General features: G+C 67.6%; 17 protein-coding genes and 1 riboswitch. Of the genes, 8 read left to right on the forward strand and 9 right to left on the reverse strand.

Annotation, left to right across the window (positions count from 1 at the left end):
• Positions 1-2: 2 nt before the first annotated feature.
• From cobN to ybaK, 3 genes are all read right to left on the reverse strand, one after another.
• The gene (cobN, locus tag OKA11_RS19890) at positions 3-3,812 is read right to left on the reverse strand and encodes a cobaltochelatase subunit CobN (RefSeq protein ID WP_267223575.1); all 3,810 of its coding nucleotides are present in this window, start codon (positions 3,810-3,812) and stop codon (positions 3-5) included.
• Entirely contained in the window at positions 3,812-4,861 is a 1,050-nt protein-coding gene (gene cobW / locus OKA11_RS19895; RefSeq protein ID WP_267223577.1) for a cobalamin biosynthesis protein CobW, read from the reverse strand. The genes cobN and cobW overlap by 1 nt, the downstream gene beginning before the upstream one ends.
• Positions 4,862-5,051: 190 nt before the next feature.
• A riboswitch (cobalamin riboswitch) is annotated at positions 5,052-5,295 on the reverse strand.
• Between the two features lie 61 nt (positions 5,296-5,356).
• A complete protein-coding gene (gene ybaK / locus OKA11_RS19900) occupies positions 5,357-5,830 on the reverse strand; it encodes a Cys-tRNA(Pro) deacylase (protein WP_267223579.1) in 474 nt (157 codons plus the stop codon).
• A 220-nt stretch (positions 5,831-6,050) separates the two neighbouring features.
• Between ybaK and OKA11_RS19905 the strand changes: the two genes are divergently transcribed.
• Positions 6,051-7,637 (forward strand): tetratricopeptide repeat-containing sulfotransferase family protein, encoded by a 1,587-nt coding sequence (locus tag OKA11_RS19905; protein WP_267223581.1) that lies wholly within the window; start codon positions 6,051-6,053, stop codon positions 7,635-7,637.
• 71 nt (positions 7,638-7,708) lie between these two features.
• On the opposite strand, the gene OKA11_RS19910 is transcribed toward OKA11_RS19905, so the two are convergent.
• Positions 7,709-10,147 (reverse strand): TonB-dependent receptor, encoded by a 2,439-nt coding sequence (locus OKA11_RS19910; RefSeq protein ID WP_267223583.1) that lies wholly within the window; start codon positions 10,145-10,147, stop codon positions 7,709-7,711.
• A gap of 208 nt (positions 10,148-10,355) precedes the next feature.
• Complete coding sequence (locus OKA11_RS19915; protein ID WP_267223585.1) at positions 10,356-11,315, reverse strand: sterol desaturase family protein; 960 nt, start codon at positions 11,313-11,315, stop codon at positions 10,356-10,358.
• Positions 11,316-11,932: 617 nt separating this feature from the next.
• Between OKA11_RS19915 and OKA11_RS19920 the strand changes: the two genes are divergently transcribed.
• From OKA11_RS19920 to OKA11_RS19930, 3 genes are all read left to right on the forward strand, one after another.
• Positions 11,933-12,808: a TauD/TfdA dioxygenase family protein gene (locus OKA11_RS19920; protein WP_267223587.1), complete on the forward strand. Its 876-nt coding sequence runs from the start codon at positions 11,933-11,935 to the stop codon at positions 12,806-12,808.
• A gap of 4 nt (positions 12,809-12,812) precedes the next feature.
• Positions 12,813-13,853, forward strand: coding sequence for a serine O-acetyltransferase EpsC (epsC, locus tag OKA11_RS19925; RefSeq protein ID WP_267223588.1), 1,041 nt, complete (start codon positions 12,813-12,815; stop codon positions 13,851-13,853).
• A gap of 252 nt (positions 13,854-14,105) precedes the next feature.
• Complete coding sequence (locus OKA11_RS19930; protein WP_267223589.1) at positions 14,106-14,864, forward strand: enoyl-CoA hydratase-related protein; 759 nt, start codon at positions 14,106-14,108, stop codon at positions 14,862-14,864.
• A gap of 83 nt (positions 14,865-14,947) precedes the next feature.
• Here the strand turns inward: OKA11_RS19930 and tenA are convergent, their stop codons facing one another.
• Positions 14,948-15,610: a thiaminase II gene (tenA, locus tag OKA11_RS19935; RefSeq protein ID WP_267223590.1), complete on the reverse strand. Its 663-nt coding sequence runs from the start codon at positions 15,608-15,610 to the stop codon at positions 14,948-14,950.
• Positions 15,611-15,787: 177 nt separating this feature from the next.
• Between tenA and OKA11_RS19940 the strand changes: the two genes are divergently transcribed.
• A complete protein-coding gene (locus OKA11_RS19940) occupies positions 15,788-16,123 on the forward strand; it encodes a DUF2322 family protein (RefSeq protein WP_267223591.1) in 336 nt (111 codons plus the stop codon).
• 49 nt (positions 16,124-16,172) lie between these two features.
• Here OKA11_RS19940 and OKA11_RS19945 read toward each other — a convergent pair whose 3' ends face one another.
• Genes OKA11_RS19945 through OKA11_RS19955 form a run of 3 tightly spaced genes read right to left on the reverse strand, consistent with a single transcriptional unit; the run spans position 16,173 to position 20,343 of the window.
• Positions 16,173-17,750, reverse strand: coding sequence for a DHA2 family efflux MFS transporter permease subunit (locus tag OKA11_RS19945; RefSeq protein WP_267223592.1), 1,578 nt, complete (start codon positions 17,748-17,750; stop codon positions 16,173-16,175).
• Between the two features lie 27 nt (positions 17,751-17,777).
• Positions 17,778-18,941: an HlyD family secretion protein gene (locus tag OKA11_RS19950; RefSeq protein WP_267223593.1), complete on the reverse strand. Its 1,164-nt coding sequence runs from the start codon at positions 18,939-18,941 to the stop codon at positions 17,778-17,780.
• A 7-nt stretch (positions 18,942-18,948) separates the two neighbouring features.
• Entirely contained in the window at positions 18,949-20,343 is a 1,395-nt protein-coding gene (locus OKA11_RS19955) for an efflux transporter outer membrane subunit (protein WP_267223594.1), read from the reverse strand.
• Positions 20,344-20,530: 187 nt separating this feature from the next.
• Between OKA11_RS19955 and OKA11_RS19960 the strand changes: the two genes are divergently transcribed.
• The 3 genes from OKA11_RS19960 (at position 20,531) to OKA11_RS19970 (ending at position 22,868) form a co-directional block, all read left to right on the forward strand.
• Entirely contained in the window at positions 20,531-21,145 is a 615-nt protein-coding gene (locus tag OKA11_RS19960) for a TetR/AcrR family transcriptional regulator (RefSeq protein ID WP_267223596.1), read from the forward strand.
• 85 nt (positions 21,146-21,230) lie between these two features.
• The gene (locus tag OKA11_RS19965) at positions 21,231-22,196 is read left to right on the forward strand and encodes a nucleoside hydrolase (protein ID WP_267223598.1); all 966 of its coding nucleotides are present in this window, start codon (positions 21,231-21,233) and stop codon (positions 22,194-22,196) included.
• Between the two features lie 321 nt (positions 22,197-22,517).
• Complete coding sequence (locus OKA11_RS19970; protein WP_267223600.1) at positions 22,518-22,868, forward strand: hypothetical protein; 351 nt, start codon at positions 22,518-22,520, stop codon at positions 22,866-22,868.
• Positions 22,869-22,882: the final 14 nt, after the last annotated feature.

The raw sequence follows: 22,882 nt of genomic DNA on the forward strand, positions 1-22,882 counted from the left end.
GGTCATGCTCCTGCAAGGGCCGCGAGCGTCAGGCCCGCGCTGTTCGATCGGGGTTTCCACAGGCCGCGCTCCAGCGCCTCGGCAAGCCGCGCGGCGGTTTCGCGCAAGGCGGCGGGGTTGGCCTGGGCCATGAAGTCTCGCACCGCCTCGTCCTCGATGAAGGCGGCGTGGACGGCGTCGAAATGGTGGTCCTTCACCGCGTGGGTGGTGGCGGCAAAGGCGAAGAGATAGTCGACCGAGGCGGCGATCTCGAACGCGCCCTTGTAGCCGTGGCGCATGACGCCCGCGATCCACTTGGGATTGGTGACGCGTCCGCGCACGATGCGGCCGATCTCGTCCTCCAGCGTGCGCACGACCGGGCGTTCGGGGCGGCTGTGGTCGTTGTGATAGCTGATCGGCGCGCGGCCCTTGAGATGCTCGACGGCGGCGGCGATGCCGCCCTCGAACTGGTAGTAGTCGTCGCTGTCGAGCAGGTCGTGCTCGCGGTTGTCCTGATTTTGCACGACCGCATCGACCGCGGTGAGGCGCGCGGCGAACAGGCCGCGTTCGGCATCGCCCTCCACGCCGCCGCCATAGGCATGGCTGCCCCAGTCGAGATAGACATCGGCCAGATCGCCGCGTTCGTGCCAGATCTTCTCGTCGATCATGGCCTGGAGCCCGGCGCCGTAGGCCCCCGGTCTGGAGCCGAACACGCGCGCACCGGCGCGGCGGGCGGCCTGCGCTTCGGCCTCGCCGTTTTGGATGAGCCCAGCGGTTTCGGCGCGGTGGCGCTCGGCGGCGGGGTTGTCGCCCAGCGGCTCGTCGAGCGCCATGACCGCGCGCGCGGCGCTGTCGATCAGGTCGATCTGCTCGGGGAAAGCATCGCGGAAGAAGCCGGAGACACGCAAGGTCACGTCCACGCGCGGGCGGCCGAGTTCGGCCACGGTCATCACCTCGAAGCCGGTCACACGGCCCGAAGTCCAGTCCCAGCGCGGACGCACCCCCATCAGCGCGAGGGCCTGCGCGATGTCGTCGCCGCCGGTGCGCATGTTGGCGGTGCCCCAGGCGGAAAGGGCCACGGCCCTGGGGTACTCGCCCTCGCGCTGGAGGTAGTCCTCGACGAGAAGATCGGCGGACTTGCGGCCGAGTTCCCAGGCGACGGCGGTGGGCACGGCGCGGGTGTCGACCGAGTAGAAGTTGCGCCCCGTGGGGAGTACATCGGGCCGCCCGCGGGTCGGCGCGCCGGAGGGACCGGGCAGCACGAAGCAGCCATCGAGACCCGCCAGCAGCGCTTGCGCCTCGCGCGGGCCGCACAAGTCGACGCGGGGGGCGAGGTCGGTTTGAATGGTTTCGAGAACCGCCAGGCTCTTGTCTCCCGCCCCGCTCATCCTGAGCGTGTCGAAGGATGCTGGCGCGGTGCTGTGGTCCTTCGACACGCTCAGGACGAACGGCGGCTGGGTTGCTTCGCTGACCCATTCCGCCGCCAGCAGTTCGAGCCGCTCGACGGTATCGCCATGGGTGCGCCACGGCTCATCGGATACCGCCGCGAGCGCCTTGGGCCGCGCGCCGTTCCAGCGATCGCCCATGCGGCAGTCGAGCGGATCGAAGTCCAGCCTGAAATCGTCCGCCATCGCCCGCAGCAGCGAGGCCTGCCCGTCATGGTCATAACCACGGGGCGTGCGGGCCAGCGCGACCAGCAGGTCACGCCGCAGGCGGCCCTCGGGCGACCGGGTGAAGACATGCAGACCATCGCGGATCTGCAATTCCTTCAGTTCGCACAAGTAGTTGTCGATGGCCGAAAGCGCATCGTCGTCGTTGCCGCTGGCCCCGGCATCGCGGTCGAGGCCGTGGCTGCGGGCCAGATCGAGAATGTCGCGCCGCAGCCGGTCGAGCCGGCGCGGGTCCATCCCGGCGGCGAGGTAATATTCGTCCACCAGCGCTTCCAGCTGCTTGAGCGGGCCGTACGTCTCGGCGCGGGTCAGCGGCGGGGTGAGGTGATCGACGATGACCGCGCCGATGCGGCGCTTGGCCTGGGTGCCCTCGCCGGGGTCGTTGACGATGAAGGGGTAGAGCTGGGGCAGCGCCCCGGCGCAGATCTCCGGGAAGCAGTCGCGCGAGAGCGAGATGGCCTTGCCGGGCAACCATTCCAGATTGCCGTGCTTGCCGACGTGGACCAGTGCCTGTGCGCCGAAGTCCTGCGCCAGCCAGACATGGAAGGCAAGATAGGCGTGCGGCGGCGGCAGCGCGGGATCGTGGTAGCTGGCCTTGGGATCGATGGCGTAGCCGCGCGCGGGCTGCACGGCGAGAGCGAGATTGCCGAAACGGTGCACCGGCAGGCGGAACGCGCCGCCTTGCACGAAGGGATCGGCCGAGGGCTCGCCCCAGCGTTCGGTCATGGCCTTGCGCGCACTTTCGGGCACATTCGCGAAGGCGGCTTCGTAGGCCGAAAGCGGCAGTGACACTTCGCCGGGGCGATCCCGCGAGGTGAGGTCGTTGGTCACGCCGCCGGTCATCACCTGCATCAGCGCGGCGCCGTCTTCCGGCGCTGCGCCGGTGTCGTAGCCAGCCTCGGCCAGCGCGGCGATGATCGCGGCGGTGCTGGCGGGGGTGTCGAGGCCGACGCCGTTGCCGATGCGCCCGTCGCGGTTGGGATAGTTCGCCAGCACCAGCGCCACGCGGCGCTCGGGCGAGGGGGTGCGGCGCAGGCTTGCCCAGTTGGCGGCAAGGTCGGCGACAAAGGCCACCCGGTCCGGCGCGACGCGCGGGACGACGATGCCGCACTGGGTCACTTCGTCGAAGCGGGCGGCGGCCTTGAAGGCGACGGCGCGGGTGAACAGGCGGCCGTCCACTTCGGGCAGCGCCACGTTCATGGCCAGATCGCGCGGGCCAAGGCCGCGTGCGGAACCGTGCCAATCGGCCTCCTCGACACCCGCGAAGGCGACTTGCAGGATCGGGCAGTCCGCCTTTTCGAGAATGCCCGGCTTGCGCTCGTCCCCTGCGGAGGAGGAGGCGAAGCTGGTGGCATTGACGATCACGTCGGGCGCGATCTCGCCCAGCAGGCCGGAGAGCCAGTCCACCGCGAACGGCTCCCGCAGGGCGCGAACATGGACGGCGGCGACGTTGAAGCCGCGCTCCTGCAGTGCCGCGATCATCGCGTCCACGGCGTCCAGCGTGCCCGCGATCATCAGCGCGCGGTAGAACACCAGCAGTGCGAGCGGGCGGCCCGGGGTCCAGCCCCCCCGCACGTCGGCAAGGCCGGCGCGCTCGGTGCCCGCAAGGTAGAGCCCGGCATCGGCGACCGGCACCGGATCGTCGGGCGCGCCGGCATCATGGCCGATGGTGCGCGCGGCGGTGCGCAGAAACGAGAGGGCATTGGCCATGCCGCCCTGCCGCAGATAGTCGCGCAGCCGTTCGCGCAGATCGGCCGGCAGGGTGGAAGCGCGGTCGAGCGCGGGATCGGCTTCGCGGCCATCGGCAATGGCGGCAAAGGCAATGCCGTTCTCGCGCGCGGTGCGGGCGATCTCGTCGATGCCGTAGGGCCAGTAGCTCTTGCCGCCGAGCAGGATCACGCAGACGAATTTGGCCTTGGCGATCACTTTCTCGACATAGAGGTCGATCGAGTAGGGGTGGCGCAGTTGCAGCAGGTTGGCGAGGCGAATGCTCGGGGCGGAATGGGGGCGCGCGCCTTCCTGCATGCGCGCTGCTGCGCCTGCAAAGCAGGCGAGTTCGCTGTCCGCCACGGTGAGGATCACCATGTCGCCGGGAGACTGGTCGAGGTCGATCGCCTCCTCGCCGTTGGAGATCGTCCCCGGCGTGGCGGACAGCAGGTGCATCAGGCGTCCACGCTGCCGAGAACCCCGGCCAGCCCCGCCTCGATGGCGGCGCGGTCCAGCCCCTTCTGGCCGATGACGACCAGCTGGGTGTGGCGCATTTCCTGCGGCAGCCAGGCGCGGTCGTAGAAGTGCTGGATGCGCGGGCCGACGGCCTGCACGACCAGGCGGCCGGGCTTGCCGCCGACCGCGACCATGCCCTTCACGCGCAGAATGTCGTGCTCCGCGATCAGGTCCTTCAGGCGTGCGAGCAGCGCATCGAGATCGGCAACATCATCGCCGGAGACGACGAAGCTGTCGAAGTCGTCATGGTCGTGGTCCTCGTCCAGCCCGTCGATGTGCGAGGGGCGGGAATCGAGGTCGTCCTCGGCCGCTGCGGTGATGCCCAGCAGCGCGGCGATGTCGACGGCGCCGTGATCGGCGCGCACGATCTTCACGCCGGGGCGCGTTTCGGCCAGCACCAGCGTCTCGACATGGGCAAGGGCATCGGCATCGACGAGATCGGTCTTGTTGAGCACGACCATGTCGGCGCAGCCCAGCTGTTCCTCGAACAGTTCCTCCAGCGGGCTTTCGTGGTCGAGCATCGGATCGGCGGCGCGGGCTGCGGCCAGCGCCGCCTCGTCGGCGGCAAAGCGCCCCGCCGCGACGGCATCGGCGTCGATCAGCGCGACCACGCCGTCAACGGTGGCGCGGGTGCGGATGTCGGGCCACTGGAAGGCCTTGACCAGCGGCTTGGGCAGGGCAAGGCCGCTGGTCTCGATGATGATGTGATCGGGCTTGTTCTCGCGGTCCAGCAGCTTCTGCATGGTCGGCAGGAAATCGTCGGCGACGGTGCAGCAGATGCAGCCGTTGGCCAGTTCGACGATGTCGTCCTGCGGGCAGGCCTCGTCGTTGCAGCCCTTCACCAGTTCGCCGTCGACGCCGACATCGCCGAACTCGTTGATGATGAGGGCCAGGCGGCGGCCCTTGGCGTTCTGCAGCAGGTGGCGGATCAGCGTGGTCTTGCCGGCGCCGAGGAAGCCGGTGATGACAGTGGTGGGAACCTTGCTCATGTAATCGTCTCCCGCGCGCCAGCGACCTCAAGCGGCGGGGCTTTGCGCCGCACAGGCGGCGAAGGCGGCGTGCCGCGTCGGACCGGCGCACGGGCGCCCGACATGGCATGCCGCTGCGGCCCCGGCCGCATCCATCACGTCGCTCAGACGGAAGAGTTACCGTGCCTTGGCCATCCCCTGGACCCGGGCAAGAGCGACATCGACGCCGGCAGGTTTCCTGGCTCGCGGGTCACGGCGCGATGCACGGCCTTCCCAGGCCTCGCAGGATTTAGCGTCCGGCCCAGTGGCTGCGGCGAAGATCCTTGTCCCGCCGCGATGTGCATCGCGCTCGCCGCTTACAGTTGCAGGGACAGCCTCGGTTGCGGATGGCGAACCATCCTTGCCGTGTTCCCGTATTAAGCCCCTTGCGGGGCACCGGCGCGATCATGTCCGGGCTGCCATCTGGCGTTCCGGACGGATCTGCTCCTAGCTGGCGACCGGTAGGAGGGCAAGCGGTCAGGCGGAGATATCGGCCAGCGTCGCGCCGAGCGCCTGTGCGGCGTCCTGTGCGGCGAGGCGCACCTGAAGGCCGCGCTGGCCGCCGTTGATGAAGATCGCGTCCCACAGGATCGCGGTCTCGTCGATCACGACGGGAACGCGCTTCATCTGCCCGAACGGGCTGATGCCGCCAACCTTGTAGCCGGTCAGGCGTTCGGCCTCGGCGGGTTTCATCATCGCCGCGCTCTTGACGCCGAGCGCGGCGGCGGCGCGCTTCATCGAGACTTCGCCGCTGCTCGGGGCGATCACGCAGGCGGGCTTGCCGTCGGCCAGCACCATCAGCGTCTTGAACACCTGCCCCGGATCGGCGCCGATCGCCTCTGCCGCGGCGCGGCCGATGCTGTCTGCCGAGGGATCGTAGTCGTAGCTGTGCAGGCTGAAGGCAATGCCAGCCTGTTCGAGCATCTTCGTCGCGCGGGTCGCCTGAGCCATGGGGTGTCCTAGGCGGCGCGGACGCATTTCGCAACGCCGCGCTTGGCTTGCAAGCGGCGCCGCCCAGCCCGCTGCGAACACGTCTCCAAGTGCGGATTTCACTGACTTTTTGCGCGTTGGACCTCGCTGGCAAAGTCGTTACAACTTCGGCCATGACCTTGCGCCTCGCTTCCCGCATCCCATCCCTGCCGTGCCGGATCCCCCCTTTCGGAGGCCGCGCATGACGCCGGAAGCCGGGGCGAGAGCGGCATTGCAGCGCGGCGACCTTCACGGTGCGGCCGCCGCTGCCCGCGCGCTGGCCGACAGCGACCCGCAGGACCCGGCGGGCTATTTTCTGCTTGGTATCGCGGCGGCGGAAGCCGGGCAGATCGCCAAGGCGGTGCCGCTGATCGAGGCCGCGGTGGAACGCGGGCCCCGCGCCGAATATCTTGCGCATCTGGCCCGGCTGCTGATCCTGCTGCGGCGCGACGGCGAGGCGGCGGAGGCCGCGCGGCAGGCCATGGCACTGCCGCCCGGCGATGCGCTGACCTGCGACACCATCGGCTGCGTGCTGGCGCGGCTGGGCGATCACGAGGCGTCGATGGTGCCGTTTGCCGGCGCGGTCGCGGCCGAGCCGGACAATCTCGACTATCGCTACAACCTGGCGGCGGCGAGCGGGTTTACCGGGCGGGTCGAGGAGGCGCGCGGGCACTACGAGCGGATCCTTGCTGCCGATCCCGGCAATGCGCGCGCGCATTATGCGCTGGCGATCCTCTCGCGCCAGACGCACGAGGCCCATCACGTGCCCCGGCTGGAAGCGGCGCTGGCCGCCGCGGCGCGGCCGGACGATGCCTTGCGCATCCGGTATGCGCTGGCCAAGGAACTCGAGGACCTCGGCCAGGCGGCGGCGGCATTCGGCCACCTGTCCCTCGCCAATGCCGCGCACAAGCGGGCGATCCGCTACGATTTCGCGCAGGACGCGGCGATCTTCGATGCCATCGAGGCGACGTTCGGCGGCGCGGGGCTGGCGGATCCGGGGCCGGGCTACCAAGGCGCTGACGATGCGCCGATCTTTGTGGTCGGCATGCCGCGCACGGGCACCACGCTGGTCGACCGCATCCTGTCCTCGCACGCCGATGTCGGCTCGGCCGGAGAGCTTCAGGCGATGCCGCTGGCGGTCAAGCAACTGGCGGGCAGGCACCTGGCGGGCACGCCTTCGCGGCTGGTGATCGATCCGGCGACGGTGGCGGCGAGCGCGGCGATCGACCCCCGCCTTGTCGGCGAGGCCTACATGGCCCGCGCCGCGCACCAGCGCCCGCAAGGCACGGCGCGGTTCGTCGACAAGCTGCCGGCCAATTTCCTCTATATCGGCCATATCCTGCGGGCCTTCCCGAAGGCCTCGGTGGTCTGCCTGCGCCGCCATCCGATGGACACGGTGTGGAGCAACTACAAGAACCTGTTTGCCAGCCTCTCGGCCTATTACGGCTACTCCTACGATCTCATGGACACGGCGCGCTATTACCTGCGCTTCGACCGGCTGATGGCATTGTGGGAGCGGCTCTATCCGGGCCGGGTGCTGCAATTGAGCTATGAAGGGCTGGTCGCCGACCAGGAAGGCCAGACCCGCCGCCTGCTCGGCCACTGCGGGCTGGGCTGGGACGCGGCCTGCCTGGCCTTCCACGAGAACCGCGCCGCCGTCGCCACGCCGAGCGCCGCGCAAGTGCGGCGCAAGCTCAACAGCGACGCGGTGGGCCGCTGGAAGAGCCAGGGCGAGGGCATGGCCGAAGTCGCGGCCTTTTTCCGGGCAGAGGGCATCGCGATCGACTGAGTGGACGGAAAACGGCGCGGAAAAACCGGAGTTTCCCGCGCCGCCTTCCGGTTGCCTGTCCTGGGCTTCGATCAGAAGCGCATGGTGCCCTGCAGGCCGATCGTGCGCGGCTGGGCGACCGAGCGGCCATAGTAGCGCGAAACCACCCCGTCGTTGACGATGCCGGCGCGGGTCAGGTCGTTGCTGACGCCGGTCACGGCATACTTGTCGAAGATGTTGGTGGCGTAGAGACCGATGTCGTACATCGCCGTCTTGTAGGTGATGTTGGCCTGGTGCATCCAGTAATCGGGCAGCTTTTCCCCGCCGGCACGGGCGCCCACGCGGGTCAGGATGTTGCCGGTATAGGTCGCCGTCCAGCCGAAGGCGAGGCTGTTGTCGCCCACCGGCAGGTCGTAGCTCACGCCGATCGCCCCCTTGTTCTTGGCCGATCCGGGCAGCCGGTCGCCGACCTCGGCGTCGACCAGCCCGTCATGCGTCGAAAGCAGGTTGGCGACGCCCTCGGTCAGGTGCGCGTCGAGGTAGGAGTAGTTGCCGCGGATCGACAGGCCGGGGATCGGCCGGGCCTCGAACGAGGCGTCGATGCCCTTCGACACCGCCTTGCCGCCGTTCACGGTGATGCCGATGGCGCCGTAATAGGTCTGGCCGGCAAGCTGGATGCCGTCCCAGTCGATGTGGAAGGCCGAAATGCTGAAGTTCAGCTTGTTGTCGAGGAACTGGCCGCGCATGCCGATTTCGGCGTTCTTGGTCTTGTCGGGGCCGTAGGAGAGTTCGTTGGGCAGCGCGCAGAGCGTCTGGCCGTCCTGCGGCAGGCCAGCGTTGTACTTGTCGATCACGTCTTGGCTGCAGGGCGCGGTGCGGTTCACGCCGCCGATGCGGTAGCCGGTCGACCAGGTGCCGTAGACCATGAACTCGGGCGAGATGTTCCACGAGGCGTTGATCTTGTAGACAAGACCGTCCTTGCCGGTGGAGCCCGAACGCGTGGCGTACGTGTCGTCCCAGAGCGGGAGGTAGGAACCGCCGTTCACCCAGGCATTGTACTTGTAGTAGCGCAGGCCGCCGGTGAGCTGCAGGTCGTCGGTGAAGTGCACGGTGGCTTCGCCGTAGAGCCCCTTCTCGTCATTGGTGCTGCGCACGAACGAGGAATACTCGTGGGCATATTCGGGATTGCTGTGATCGGTGACGAACGCGGTATCCCAGTTGTCGGGGTCGTTGGCCCATTCGGGGAAGCCGGGCACGTATTCGTCGTAGTTCGACTTGTAGTGCTGGCGGTTCCAGAAGGCACCGGCGACAAAGCTCAGCGGCCCCTCGAAGGTCGAGACGAGGCGCAGCTCGTTGGTGAACTCGTATTCCTTCTGTGCCGACTTGTTGTAGCTGGAGAACGCCGGGAAGGCCTCGTAGCCGTAGTCGAGGTCGAGCAGCAGGTCGGTGTTGTCTGCCTGGTACTTGGTCTTGCGCTGCGTATAGGCCGAGACGAACACGACGTTGACCGCATCGTGCACGTTGCCCTCGATCTCCAGGCTCAGCATGTCCCCGGTGCGGGTGGCCGGTTCGAGGTAGCGCCAGGGTGCCTCGTACTTGCCCTCGCCCGAATAGCCGCCGCCGGTGGACGACTGGCCGTCGGTGTGGGTGCGCTGGTGCGCGTAAGTGACATAGGCCTTGAGGTCGTCGGTATAGAACGCGAGCTGGTTGCGGGTGGTGAACGTGCGCTCGAAGTTCGCGTCGCTGCGTGACTTGAAGTTGGCGGCCTGCTGCTCGGCGGTGCCGAGCGGGTTGCTGGCGTCGCCCGGCTGCGGCAGCGAGACGCCGGGATCCTGCAGCAGGTAGTTGTAGTCGATATAGCCCGGCGTGAAGTAGTAGCCGGTGGCCGAGCGGAAGGCGATGTGGTCCTTCATCAGCGGGATGTTGACGACGCCGTAGCCGTTGTAGCCGGTGTCCTTGGAGTGGGCCATGTCGAAGACCTGGCCGTGGACCTCGCCCGAGAACTGCGTCGCGTCGGGGCGGTTGGGCATGTTGCGCATGGCGCCGGCCAGGGTGCCGAGGCCGTAGAGCGTGCCTTGCGGGCCGAGCAGCGTCTCGACGCGGTTGATGTCGATCAGCTTGAAGTCGTAATACATCGGCACTTCGCCGAGATACATGCCGACCGCCGAGTTGCTGTTGTCGCCGCCGGTCGCCGAAGTGTCGTCGGCCGAAAGACCGCGCATGACGATGGTGCCGGCGCCGCGCGGGCCGGTGTCGAGGATGGTCACGCCGGGGGTGAAGGCGCCGAGGTTGCGCATGTCGTCGACGTGGAGGTCCTGCAGGTCCTTGCCGCCCAGCGCGCTGATGTTGATCGGCGTTTCCATGATCGTGGTGTCGCGGCGGGTGGCCGAGACGATGATGACGTCACCGCCGCCGCCGCTGCCCTCGGCGGCAGGCGCGGCATCCTCGGCCATCGCGGGCATGGCAAGGGCGACGTTGGTGAAGATGGTTGCGGACAGCAGCCCGACTTTCAGTTTCGCGCGATATGTCATGTGCTTCCCTATCTATTATGCCAGTACTTGAGTACGACCTCGCCCGCGCCCCGGCGCGGGTGCGCCAGAACCTCTCGGGTGCTGCTTGCGATGACACTTGTCGCGCGTCCGCCATCGCTTGACGGATGGTTCTGTCGACGCGCTTGCTGCTCCCGGCGTGGTCAAGTTCCGCCGGGGCGTTCCTCCGAAGTCGGCTCTGCGCCGCAGATCATCCGTTGGCGGCCGGGGTGGTGTCCCTCGCCGGTTGCCGGGCGCGGGCGATCAGGGGCTGGAACGGGAACAGGAACTGTTCCGCGATCGAGAGCCGCTTGCGTTCGTCCTGGCCGACCACGGCGGATTCGCCGTCGCGGAAGGTGCCGAAGACACGGTCGAGCAGGATGAGCGAGTTGGCGTAGTTGCACCGGGTGGCTTCGTAATCCGTCGAGTGGTGCAGGCTGTGGTGGCGGATCGTGGTGAAGAAGAAGGCATAGAACGGCGGCGGGTCCGCCCGGACATTGGCGTGGGCGAAGGTCGAGATCACGGCCAGCACGTTGAACCCGCAGAATACCGCCGCGGTCGGCAGGTCGAACAGGGCGACGATGCTCAGGCTGATGAGGAACAGCTCGATCGGGTTGCCCACCGCGCCCTTCATCGCGTTGAGCTGGGTCAGGTGGTGATGCGGCGCGTGGGTCAGCCAGAACGGCGTCCAGTTGTGCATCAGCCGGTGCATCCAGTACTGGCCGAATTCGATGAGGAACACCACCAGCGCGACTTGCACGACAAAGGGCAGGTGCATCGCCCACTGGGTGGTGATGCCGAGCGAGGCCTTGAGGCTTGCCAACGGATCGTCGGCCAGCGTCGCGGTGGTCCAGGCGATCACGGTGGCGCTGAGCACCACGTAGAACAGGTCGGTCGCGAACTCGCGCCAGGTCATGCGCCAGCCGGCATGGCGCTCGGCGACCCATTCGAGGGCGAGAACCGCTGCCGTCGTCAGCGAGGTGGCGACGATGATCGCGTTGGGATTGTCGGTCCAGGCTTTCGGGGCATAGGCCCACAGCAGCACGACGAGAGCGACAAAAGCGGGGGGGACGAGATTGAGAAGCGTCTGCTTCAGCCAGCGGTCCGAAGACGCCCCGCCCGATGGCGCGTAGCCTGAGAGAACTGCATTGCTGGCCGGCAGTCGTTCCATCGAAAAACCCCCATCCAGACCGGTTGACCGGCCTGTTGTTACAGAATGCTCCTTCCCGCTTTCATCGCTCTGAACCGGCGACATGGGTACACGGTATGGATATTACGTTTCGCGTCAAGCGTATTAATGCTGCACTTGCGGCATGGTCGGTCGGGACTATTGAAATGACGCAAAACCGTCATTTTCATGCCGGCCCGGTAACACCGGATGCGCGCTGGCGGGCCAGCTGCCGGTGTGCGCATGCAGCAATCGTGCAACGCCGGGCGAGCGACTGATTCGTCGATGCCGGGCCAGGGACGGCCCAGGGACGCCCCAAGGACGCCTTCAAGGGGGTGTAGAATTGGTTGCGCCGATCCGCCTCCGGCGCGCGGCGACCGTGCTTGACGGTAAATTCTCAATCAAATAACTTGAGAATGTCGACGGGGGGACCTGGCCTGCCGGCGTCCGTTCGTTCCAGTCCGCGGCATTTGACCGAGAAGCAGCTTGCTCCGCGTTACCAACGGCTAAAGCGCGCGGCGCCCGGACGACAACGTCAGGCATCGTGTTCTCCAACGATCAGGTGATACGATGACCTTACGCTTCACGGCGACCACCCGCGTTTCCTCGGAGTTTGCCGCATGACCCTGGAAATCCGTCCGCACGGCCGCGTCGGCGCCGAAGTCCTCGGCATCGATCTTGCGCGCTCCTTGTCCGGCGAGGAATTTGCGGCAGTCCGGCGTGCCTTTGCCGAACATGGCGTGATCTTTTTCCGCGACCAGTCGATCGATGAAGCCCAGCACATCGCCTTTGCGCGGCGCTGGGGGGCGATCAACATCAACCGCTTCTTTGCCGCGCATCCCGCCTATCCCGAGATCGCGCTGGTGGTGAAGGAGCCGGACCAGCAGCACAACATCGGCGGCGGCTGGCATACCGACCATTCCTACGACTTCGAGCCGGCGCTGGGGTCGATCCTTGCCGCCCGCGAATTGCCGCCCGAAGGCGGGGCAACGGCCTTTGCCTCGATGTATGCCGCCTACGACGGCCTGCCGGAAAGGCTGAAGGCGCGGATCGAGGGGCGCCGTGCCGTCCACTCCGCCCGGCATGTCTTCGGCAGCAAGGCCGCGCTTTACGAAGCGGCGCAGGACACGCGCGGCGACGGCAGCCGCGCCGGGCGCATCGGCAATGCCGCGGCCGCCGACGTGCTCGACGATCCGGTCCACCCGGTGGTGATCGTCCATCCGCTTAGCGGCAAGCGCGCGATCTACGTCAATCCCGGCTTCACCCTGCACATCCAGGGGCTGGACGCCGCAGAATCGGCCGATCTCCTCGCCGAACTCTACGCCCATTGCCAGAAGCCGGAGTTCCAGGAAGACTTCCACTGGCGCGATGGCTCGATCGCGTTCTGGGACAACCGCGCGACCTGGCACTATGCCTACAACGACTATCACGGCCATCGGCGCGAGATGCACCGGATCACCATCGAAGGCGTCGCCCTCGAGGATCACGCGGGGTAGGACGATGACGACGGAAAACAGCGCCCCCGAGGCGCAGAGCGCAGCGCCGGGCGCGGCGCAGAACGCGGGTGAGGACAATGCCGATTTCTGGCATGTCGGCGAGATCGTGGGGGAACTGGCGCAGATCCGCCAGCACTGGCGTGCCACCAACAGTCCGCATGCCGAGCACGGTGTGGGCGGCTTTCCCTCCCGGGTGCGGCTGGCCAAGGTGGCGGACGAGCTGTGCGGGGCGCTGTTCCCGCTGCGGCTCGGCCCGGACTTCGTGCGGCCGCACAACGAGGAGACGTTCGTCACCCAGTCGCTGCAGATCGCCCTCAGCCGGTTGCAGGCACAGGTTCGGCTGGAATTTGCCTATTCCGGCGAGATCGGCGGCGAGGATGGTGGGCCAGAGTCGGGACCGGAGTCGGGGCCCCGCCCCAGCGAGCGGCGCGCGGACGAGATCGTCCTCGCCTTCTCGCGCCAGTTGCCGGCGATCCGCCGCCAGCTCGATCGCGATCTCGAGGCGGCCTATGCGGGCGATCCTTCCGCACGCAGCATCGACGAAGTGCTGATCTGCTATCCGGGGCTGCTGGCGATCATCCACTACCGCCTCGCCCACGTCCTGCACGGGCTCGGCGCGCCGCTGGTCGCCCGGATCCTGAGCGAGATCGCCCATGGCACCACCGGCATCGACATCCACCCCGCGGCGCGTATCGGCCATGGCTTCTTCATCGATCACGGCACCGGGGTGGTGATCGGGGAAACGGCCATCGTCGGCAACAACGTGCGGATCTATCAGGGCGTTACGCTGGGCGCCAAGGCCTATCCGCTGGATGGATCGGTGGCCGCCGCCAAGGCCAGCGCGCGCCATCCCGTGGTCGAGGATGACGTGGTGATCTATGCGGGCGCCACGATCCTGGGCCGGGTGACCATCGGCAAGGGCGCGGAGATCGGCGGCAACGTCTGGCTGACCCATGGAGTGCCGGCCTACAGTGTCGTGCGCCAGGCCCGCGCGGTGGTGGTGTCGACCGGCAACCGCACTGTCCCCGCCGACGCGGTCAACTGAAGGGGGAGCGCGCAAACATCCCTTGCCGACCTCCGGCGGTGATCTATTCTCGGGCTCAGGACCGATTGGCCGCGCCTCCGCCCCGGAGGGGTTGCGCCTGCGGCGCCAGCAGCGTTGCGGAATTTGTCCAGGCCGCCTAGCGAAGGGTACAGGCCGGTGCCGTCCCCGAATGCCCGTCGCGGGCATTTTCGGATGGTCTGGCGAAGAATGGCCGCACCGCGCAAGGGTCGGCGGCGGCAGGGAGAACATGCAGTGGTTCAAGGTGTCGAGGTAACCGGGCAGGCGGGGCTTGTGGAAATCCATATGGATCGCCCGGAAAAGAAGAACGCGCTGACCGCCTCGATGTACGGGGCCATGACGGCGGCGCTGGAAGAGGCTTCGGCGCGTGCGGACATCGGCGCCGTCCTGATCGCCGGAAGGGGCGATGCCTTCAGCGCGGGCAACGACCTTGCCGACTTCATGGCGGGGCCGGAAGGCGCTGGTGCGGCCTTTGCCTTCATCCGCGCGATCGCGGCCTTCGACAAGCCGGTAGTCGCCGCGGTGCAGGGGCTGGCCGTGGGGGTCGGCACCACGATGCTGTTCCACTGCGACCTCGTCTATGCCGCGCCGGATGCGCGCTTCATCATGCCGTTCGTCAACCTCGGCATCGTTCCCGAGGCCGGCTCCAGCCTGCTGGCACCCGCGACCCTGGGCTATGCCAAGGCGGCGGCGATGCTGCTGCTGGGCGAGCCGATGGATGCGCGGGCGGCGGATCAGGCCGGGCTGGTGACGGCGGTGGTGCCGGGCGAGGGCCTGCTCGCCCATGCGCGCGGCGCTGCCGCGACCCTGCTGGCCAAGCCGCCGCAGGCCTTGCTGGCGACGCGCCGACTGATGAAGGGCGACACGGCGCCGGTGCTCGCGCGGATCGACGAGGAAGCCCGGATTTTCCGCGAGGCGATGCAGTCGGCCGAGGCCCGCGAGGCGTTCGACGCCTTTTTCCAGAAGCGCGCACCGGTGTTCCGGCGCGGCTGACGGTCTGCCTGGGAAATGCCCGAAAGGGCATTTCTCCGGCGATGGCTCGCGCCGCCCCGCGCCGCCCTGCGCTTAGAACGCGGTCAGATCGGCCAGCCGGCGCGGTGCCAGGCGGAATCCCAGAACATCCATTCGAAGCGGGTGGCATTGCGGAACGCCGTGGCCATGCCCGCGCGGGTAGCCGGGGAGGCGGCGGCGGCGGCTTCGTCCACCAGCGCGCACACCCGCCGGGTCGCTTCGCCGAACGAGGGGGCGGCGTAGGTGTCGATCCAGGCGGCATAGGGATTGGGCGAGACCGCGCGCGGCTTCACGTTGCAGCCGACTTCCCAGTAGACCCAGAAGCACGGCAGGATGCCCGCGATCAGTTCCTCGTAGCTGCGCGTGGCGGCCAGCGCGGAGAGGTAGCTGGTATAGCCCAGGCATGCCGGGGTCGGCTCGCTGCCGTGGGCCATCTCGGCGGTGACGCCGAACTGCGCGAAGAACGCCTGATGCAGCGCTTCCTCGACCTGCACGGCGACTTTGGCCCCGTCCGAGAATTCGAGCCGCCCGGCCGCGCTTGGCGCACGCGCGGCGGCGAGCGCGAGGACACGGGCATATTCGGCCAGATAGAGGCTGTCCTGCACGATGTAGTGGCGGAAGCTTTCCGCCTCCAGCGTGCCGTCCGCGAGTGCGTTCAGGAACGGATGATCGAGAATGGCCCGGCGCAGCGGGGCCACGTCCTCCCAGATCGTGTCGCAGAAGCTCATGAGGCATTGTCCTTTGGCGGCGGGAGGGATCGGAACGAACCCGCTGCGCTTAGGTAGCCTGCCGGTGGCCGTCAATTCGTCGGGCCCTGTCGGCCCGCTGCTTTGGCGATTGCGAAGGGGCGTGGAAGCTGCAAGAGCGCCCGCCAGTTCACTTCAGGAATTGGGGAAATACCAAGCATGTTTGCACCAGGCGCCTCGTTCAAGGACAACCTCCAGCACTTGCCCGCCATCGACGGCATCGAGCGGATCGACCTTGTCGATGCAGCCGGCACCGTGGTCGACAGCATCGAGAACCGTCCCGGCAAGCAGGGCTCGCTGGCCGTCTACCAATACCTGAAGCAGCGTTTCGGCAGCCTCGACGCGCAGGCTGCCGAACTGGGGCTGGCGGTGTTCGGCGAGCACACGGCGGATGCGCGCAGCCGTCCCGGTGCCCACCCCAATATCGACCGCCTGCTCACCGTCGCGGCAGGCGGCGCCCCGCTGGCGATCGAGGTCATTGCCGCCGGCGGCTGATTGCAATGTTCCAGACGAAGGGGAGGCATGACGCGAGTTTCCCCTTGGTTCAATGCCCGCCCGAGGTGTCGATAGGCCCCTTGGGCTTGGGCGCCAGCCAGATCAGCGTCGCCGCGAAAGCGAAGCAGACGGTGATGACCGCGAACATGTCGAGCGTCGCCAGCATCACGCTCTGGCTCTCGACGATGCTCGTCAGCGTGGCGGTCGCGCCGTCCTGGCTCATGCCGCCCGCCACGAAGCTGTCGACCGTCTGGCTCGCAGAGGTCATCGCGCCGGCCAGTTCGGTCTGGTTCTCGCGCGCGGCGTCGGACCAGCCGGTCTGCACCAGCGAAGTGGCGATGGCGCCGCCCATCGTGCGCATGAAGTTGGAGAGCCCCGCTGCGCTGGCCTGTTCCTCCGGCTTGACGCTGGCCATGGCGATGCCGGTGACCGGCACGAACAGCATGACCATGAACGGGCCCGTCAAGAGCGTCGGGATCGCCATCTGCAGGAACGTCACGTCCTGGTTGAAGCCCATGCGCCAGGCGGTCATCCCGCCGAGGCCGACAAGGCCGATCGAGACGATCAGGCGCGGGTCGAAGCGGTTGACCGCCGCGCCCACTGCAGGGGCCGAGGCGATGGCGAGCACGCCCATGATCCCGGTCGCATAACCGGCCCAGGTCGAGGTATAGCCCATGTTCTGCTGGAGCCAGAGCGGCAGGATCACGATATTGGCGAAGAACGCCCCGAACCCGGCCGCAAAGGTGATCGCGGAAGCCGTGAAACCGCGGTGGCGGAAGATCTTGAGGTCCACCACCGGGTTCTTCTCGGTGATCTCCCAGATCAGGAAGGCGACCAGGCCCAGCGCGGCGATCACCGCCAGCGCGCAGATCTCGGGCGAGGCGAACCAGTCGTGATTGCGGCCCTCGTCCAGCATGATCTGGAAGGCGCCGACCCAGACCACCAGCAGCGCGAAGCCCACTTTGTCGATCGAGGCTTTCTGGCGCGGATCGGGCTGTCCCTTGAGCAGGAAGATCGTCAGCAGGCCCCCGGCGGCCGCGACCACGGCGGGCAGCAGGAAGATGTCGTTCCAGCGCATGCTGTCGCAGATGACGCCGCCCAGAATCGGCCCGGCGACCGGGCCGACCAGCGTGGTCATCGCCCATAAGACGGTGCCCTGCGTGGCCTTCTCCGGTGGGAACACGCGCAGCAGCAGCAACTGGGAGAGCGGCATGATCGGCCCGCCGACAAGGCCCAGCATCACGCGCCCGCCTACCAGCATGCCCAGCGAGGTCGAGAGGCCGCAGAACACCGAAAGCACTGCGAAAGCGAGGTAGCAGGCGATGAACACCCGCTGCGCGCCGAACCGCATCGCCAGCCAGCCGGTCAGCGGCACGGTGATCGCCTCGGCCACCGCATAGGAGGTGATGACCCAGGTGCCCTGCGTCGAGGAGACGCCGAGCGCGCCGGAAATCGTCGAGACGGAGACGTTGGCGATGCTGGTATCGAGCACGACGAGGAAATTGCCGAGCCCGATGGCGAGCGCGGCAAGGAACAGCTTGCCGCCGGTCAGCGGGCCTGCCGGTTCGCGCGCGGTGAACGCCGAGAAGGCGCCGGTCCCTCTTGGGGCGGCTGCGGATTGGCTCATGATGCGTGGCCTCCCGAAAGGCTCAGGTCAGTTGGAGACGTCGATGTCCGCGTCCATTGAAAGGCCGACGCGCAAGGGGTGCTGTTCCAGTTCCTTGGGGTCGAGCGCGATGCGCACCGGCAGGCGCTGCACCACCTTGATCCAGTTGCCGGTGGCGTTCTGCGCAGGCACCACCGCGAATGCCGCGCCGGTGCCGCCGGAGAAGCCCACGACCTTGCCGTGGAACTCCACGTCGTCGCCGTAGAGATCGCTCACCAGCGTCACGTTCTGGCCGGGGCGGACCTTGGCGAGCTGGATTTCCTTGAAATTGGCATCGACGTAGGCGGCCTTGATCGGCACCACCGACATCAGCGCCTGCCCCGCCTGCACGCGCTGGCCGGGCTGGACCTGCCGCCGGGAGACGATGCCGTCCACCGGTGCGCGGATCACCGTGCGGGCCAGGTCGACGCGGGCCTGATCGCGCACCGCGCGGGCGGCGAGCACTTCGGGATTGGTTTCCACGGTTGCGTTCTCGACCAGTGCGCCGGTGGCGTCGCGGTCGCCGACCATGGCGGCACGGTCGGCCCGGGCGGCGGCGCGGGCCGCCTCGCTGGCGCGCAGGTTGGCCTGCGCGGTTTCGAAGGCATTGCGCGCGCTCGTCACTTCATCGCCGGAAACCGAGCCCGAAGCGACAAGGCCCTGACGGCGCTGAAGGTCGATCCTTGCCTTTTCCAGCGAACTTTTCGCAGAGGCATAGTTCGCCTCGGCCTGAAGCTGCGCCGCCTCGCGCGAGGCGATCTGCGCGCCGAGGCCGGTGACGGTGGCCATCGTGCCGCGCACCTTGCGCTCGGTGCGGGCAAGGTCGGCCTCGGCCTTGGCCAGCGCGATGCGGGCGTCGGTATCGTCGAGCCGGACCAGCACGTCGCCCTTTTTCACGGCTACGGTATCGTCCACCAGCACTTCCGCGACCGGGCCGCCGACCAGCGGCGTCACTTGCGCGACATTGGCGCCGACATAGGCATTGTCGGTCTCGACATGGCGCGAGGCGACGAAAGTCTCATAGGCCCAGACGCCGCCGCCGAGCACGGCGACGACGGCGGCCATCGCCGCGAAGGCGCGCTTGCGCTTGGCCTTGCGGGCGGCCTCATCGGCGGGGCTTTCGACATCGGCGGGGGCGGTTTCGGCGGTTTCGGGGTGAGCGTGAGTGTTCATTGCGGTCTTATCCTTCGGAACGGAAACCGCCGCCGAGCGCGCGGACGAGAGCGACGTCGAGGGCAAAGGCACGGGTTTGCAGCGAGGCGACGGTGCGGCGCGCGGAGATCAGCGAGTCTTCGGCGGTCAGCACGTCGAGATAGGTGGCAAGGCCGCCGCGATAGCGGTTCCCGGCAACGAGCCAGGCGGTTTCGGCGGCCTGTTCGGCCTTTTGCGCAGCGGCAAGGCGGGTATCGAGCGCGCGCTGGCTGGCGGCGGCATCGGCGACATCGCGCAGCGCCTGGGTCAGCGTGCCGTCGTACTGGGCGACGGCTTCCTCGTAGTCGGCCTCGGCGCCGTGCAACTGGCCGCGCAGCTTGCCGCCTTCGAAGATCGGCAAGGTGAGCGCGGGGCCGACGCTGCCGTAGTCCGAACCGGTCTTGACCAGGCTGCCGATGCCCATGGCCTGGAGGCCGATGGCTGCGGAGAGATTGACGTCGGGATAGAACGCGGCGCGGGCCTGCTTGATGCGCGCGGCGGCGGCTTCGGTGCGCAGCCTTGCGGCGATCACGTCGGGGCGGCGGCCGATCAGGTTGGCGGGGAGATTGGCGGGCAGGCCGAAGGCGGCGTGGGCCATGTCCGCCGGGCGGGCGATGGCAAGGCCGCGATCCGGTCCTTGCCCGAGCAGGGCGGCGATGCGGTTGCGATCGAGCGCGATGGTCTCGTCGAGCGCGGCAAGGTCGCCCTCGGCGCTGGCCATGGCCGAGCGGGCGCGGGCGACGGCGCCGTCGTTCTCAAGCTGGGCGGCGCGGCGGCCTTCGATCAGTTCGAGTGTCTGCCGGCGGACTTTCAGGGCACCATCTGCCGCATCGCGCTGGGCGTAATGGTCGGCCAGATCGGCATAGGCGGCGGCGATGCCCGCAGAAACGGCCAGACGGGCCGAGGCCGCTTCGGCCCCTGCGGCCGCCGCATCACCGCGCGCGGCGGCAAGCGCGGCGCGGTTGCGGCCGAAGAAATCGAGATCCCAGTTGAGGTTCAGGCTGCCCTGGCCGTAATCCGGCCAGCCGCGCGGGGCGAAGCCGGAGGGGAACAGGTAGTTATCGCTCTGCTGGGCAAGCCCGCCCTGTGCGCTGGCATCGAGCGAGGGCAGGGTGGCAGCGCGGCTGGTGCTGACCATCGCCCGCGCCTTGGCAAAGCGTGCCTCGGCGACCCTGAGGTCGGTCGCCCCGGCAAGGCCCTCGGCGATCAGCGTATCGAGTTGGGGGTCGCCGAAACCCTTCCACCAGTTGTCGGACGGCCAGTCGCCGGATGGAGCGGCGAGGCTTGTGTCAGCGGCGAAAGTCTGCGGGGCGGCAATCGGCTTGAGGTCGGCTTTGGGCGGCAGGGCGGCGCAGCCTGCCAGCAGCAGATTGGCGCCAAGCAACAAGCAGACTCCTGTCGCCGCGACGCTTCGCGGACTGCGCAAGTGCCGTGAAATCTCTGGGTTCACGAACGACTCCATCTCGATTCGGAGGATCGGTTTATAACCGTACAGTTCGGTCATTTATGGATTCGCGCTTGCTCCGTCAAACGAAAAGCGTACAGTCCGGTACAGGAATGAAAGACGACCCATGCGTGTGAAGACAGACAGCCGCCGACAGGCGATCCTCGACACGGCGATCGCGCTGTTTCGGGAGGTGGGGTATGAGCGTGCCAGCATGGCCGCCATCGCCGCGCGCGTCGGTGGTTCCAAGGGCACGCTCTACAACTACTTCAAGAACAAGGACGAACTCTTCGCTGCCGCCATGGTCGGGGCGATGGAGGAGCAGGGCATGGCGATGCTGAACCTGCTCGATTCCGCTTCCGATGACGTCAGGATCGTGCTGTGCCGGTTCGGAGCGGCCTATCTGCGCTTCCTCTCCGCGCCTGAGCACTTGTCGATCGTCCGCACGGTGGTCTCGGAAGGGGCGAATGCAAGGCTTGGCGCACAGCTCTACGAACTCGGGCCTAAGCGCGGCGCCCGCGAAATGGCGGGCTTTGTCTTGCGCATGCAGGAGCAGGGCAAGCTCAGGGCCGGAGATCCTATGATCGTCGGCGCGCACCTGCGCGGTTTGCTCGAGGCTGGTATCTACGAGCCGCAGCTGTTCGGCGCTGCCCCCGATTACGAGATCGAAGCCGCCGTGGCGCTGGCGGTGGAGGCCTTCCTGCGGGCCTATGGCGTGGATGGCCCTGCCGTTGATCCATAGCGCCTTGCTATGGAATTCCTAAAAATCCCGATTTGACGGTATCGTTGCGCCCTGCAAGGTCTCTGCAAGGATCGGGAGAAGGGCCTTGTTGGACAGAGTGGATCGCCGCGCATTCATCGTCGGCGCTGCAGGTGCGGCGCTTGCCGCTATCCCCGGTGCGGCGCTGGGCGACTTGCGCCGCGAGCCTGCGGCGCGGGTGATCGTCGATAATGATTTTGCCGGTGATCCCGATGGGCTGATTGCCCTCGCTCACCAGGCTGCCTCGCGCTCCAGCCGCTGCGTGCTCGTCACCAGTTCGACGCTGGATCGCCGCTTCGCGGGGATGGGAGGGCTTGACCCCGACAGCACCGCCGAACAGGGCGCGAGCCTGGCCCGCGACCTGCTGGCCAGGATGGGCCTTGCGCGGATGTGCCCGGTGCTCGCCGGCAGCGAAAGCCTCGGCCCGGAGCCCAGGGGCGCCCTGCAGGCCGCGCGGGCGATCGTCGCCGAAGCCATGCGGGATGACCCGCTGCCGCTGTTCTTTGCCTGCGGCGGTCCGCTGACCAATCTTGCGCAGGCGCTGCGGCTCGAACCGCGGATCGCCGCGCGCATGACCCTCGTATGGCTGGGCGGCGATGGCTATCCGGGCGGCGGCGAGGAATACAACCTGTCCGCCGATCTGGCCGCCGCGCGCGACGTCATCGAACGCTCGGGCATTGCCCTGTGGCAGATCCCGATGCCCACTTACGCGCAGTGCCAGATCTCGATCGCCGACTTCGAACGCAACGTGCGCGACATTTCGGCGACGACGCAGTGGCTCTACGAGCGCTATGCCAAGTTGCCGCCCTTCGTCAAACTGGGCGGCACCATCGGCTGCGGCGACAGCGCGCTGGTGCTGCTCACCGCGATTTCGGCCGCGACCAGCCGGACCCGGACCCAGACGGCGCGCCGGATCCTCGACGATGCCCGCTACGGCGACGAGATTCCCGGACGCACCATTCGGGTCATCGAGGAACTCGATGTCCGTCTGCTTCTGAGCGACTTCGTCGCGGCCATGCGCGCCCCGGCCTGAGCGAAGCCGGGCTCACCGGTTTTGGCCTGCTGGCGCCGTTTATGAGTTTACGGCCTGGGCGGCGCGGACACATTCAGCGGGGAGCGGAGCGACCGAGTTGGGTGGCTGGCGGACGCTGCGCCAACCACCCCGCTCATGCTGGGCTTGTCGAAGCATGGGGGCTCAGCGCCCCGCTTCGGGGCCTTCGACAAGCTCAGGCTGAGCGGGTTTGGTCTGATTGGGTGGATACCCGACGGTCTGCGCGATCTGCAGCAAGATGTAGCTCGACCGAAGAAATGCGCTTACTTACCGCCACGGTGAGCGGTTTTATGAAGGGTTACGATGACTGCGAGAAAGCGCATTTCCTACAGATACTTGGCCGCCGTAGCGGCGCTGATCGCAACAGGAGCGGACGCCAAAAGCAACGATGCCTCGAAATTTTCAGGGAAATTAGTGCTTTTCCAGCACAGCAGCAACCTGACTATTGGCAAAAATACTTATCGAGTTCGCCTTGCATCAAAGCAATCGCAAAGGGTGTTTGGAAATGCCAACATCGATTTCAGAAAAATTTCCTGCTTCAAGATAAGTGGACGGGGCCGCGCATCATCTAATACGGATGAAATCGGGGTTCATCTATTCAATATTGAGCAAATATTTTCAATGCACCGGTTTCCCTGCAAAGCACTTCCGTAAATCCGCCACCTTCA

This window comes from Novosphingobium clariflavum (assembly GCF_026420865.1).
In the GTDB taxonomy this organism is placed as follows: Bacteria; Pseudomonadota; Alphaproteobacteria; order Sphingomonadales; family Sphingomonadaceae; genus Novosphingobium; species Novosphingobium clariflavum.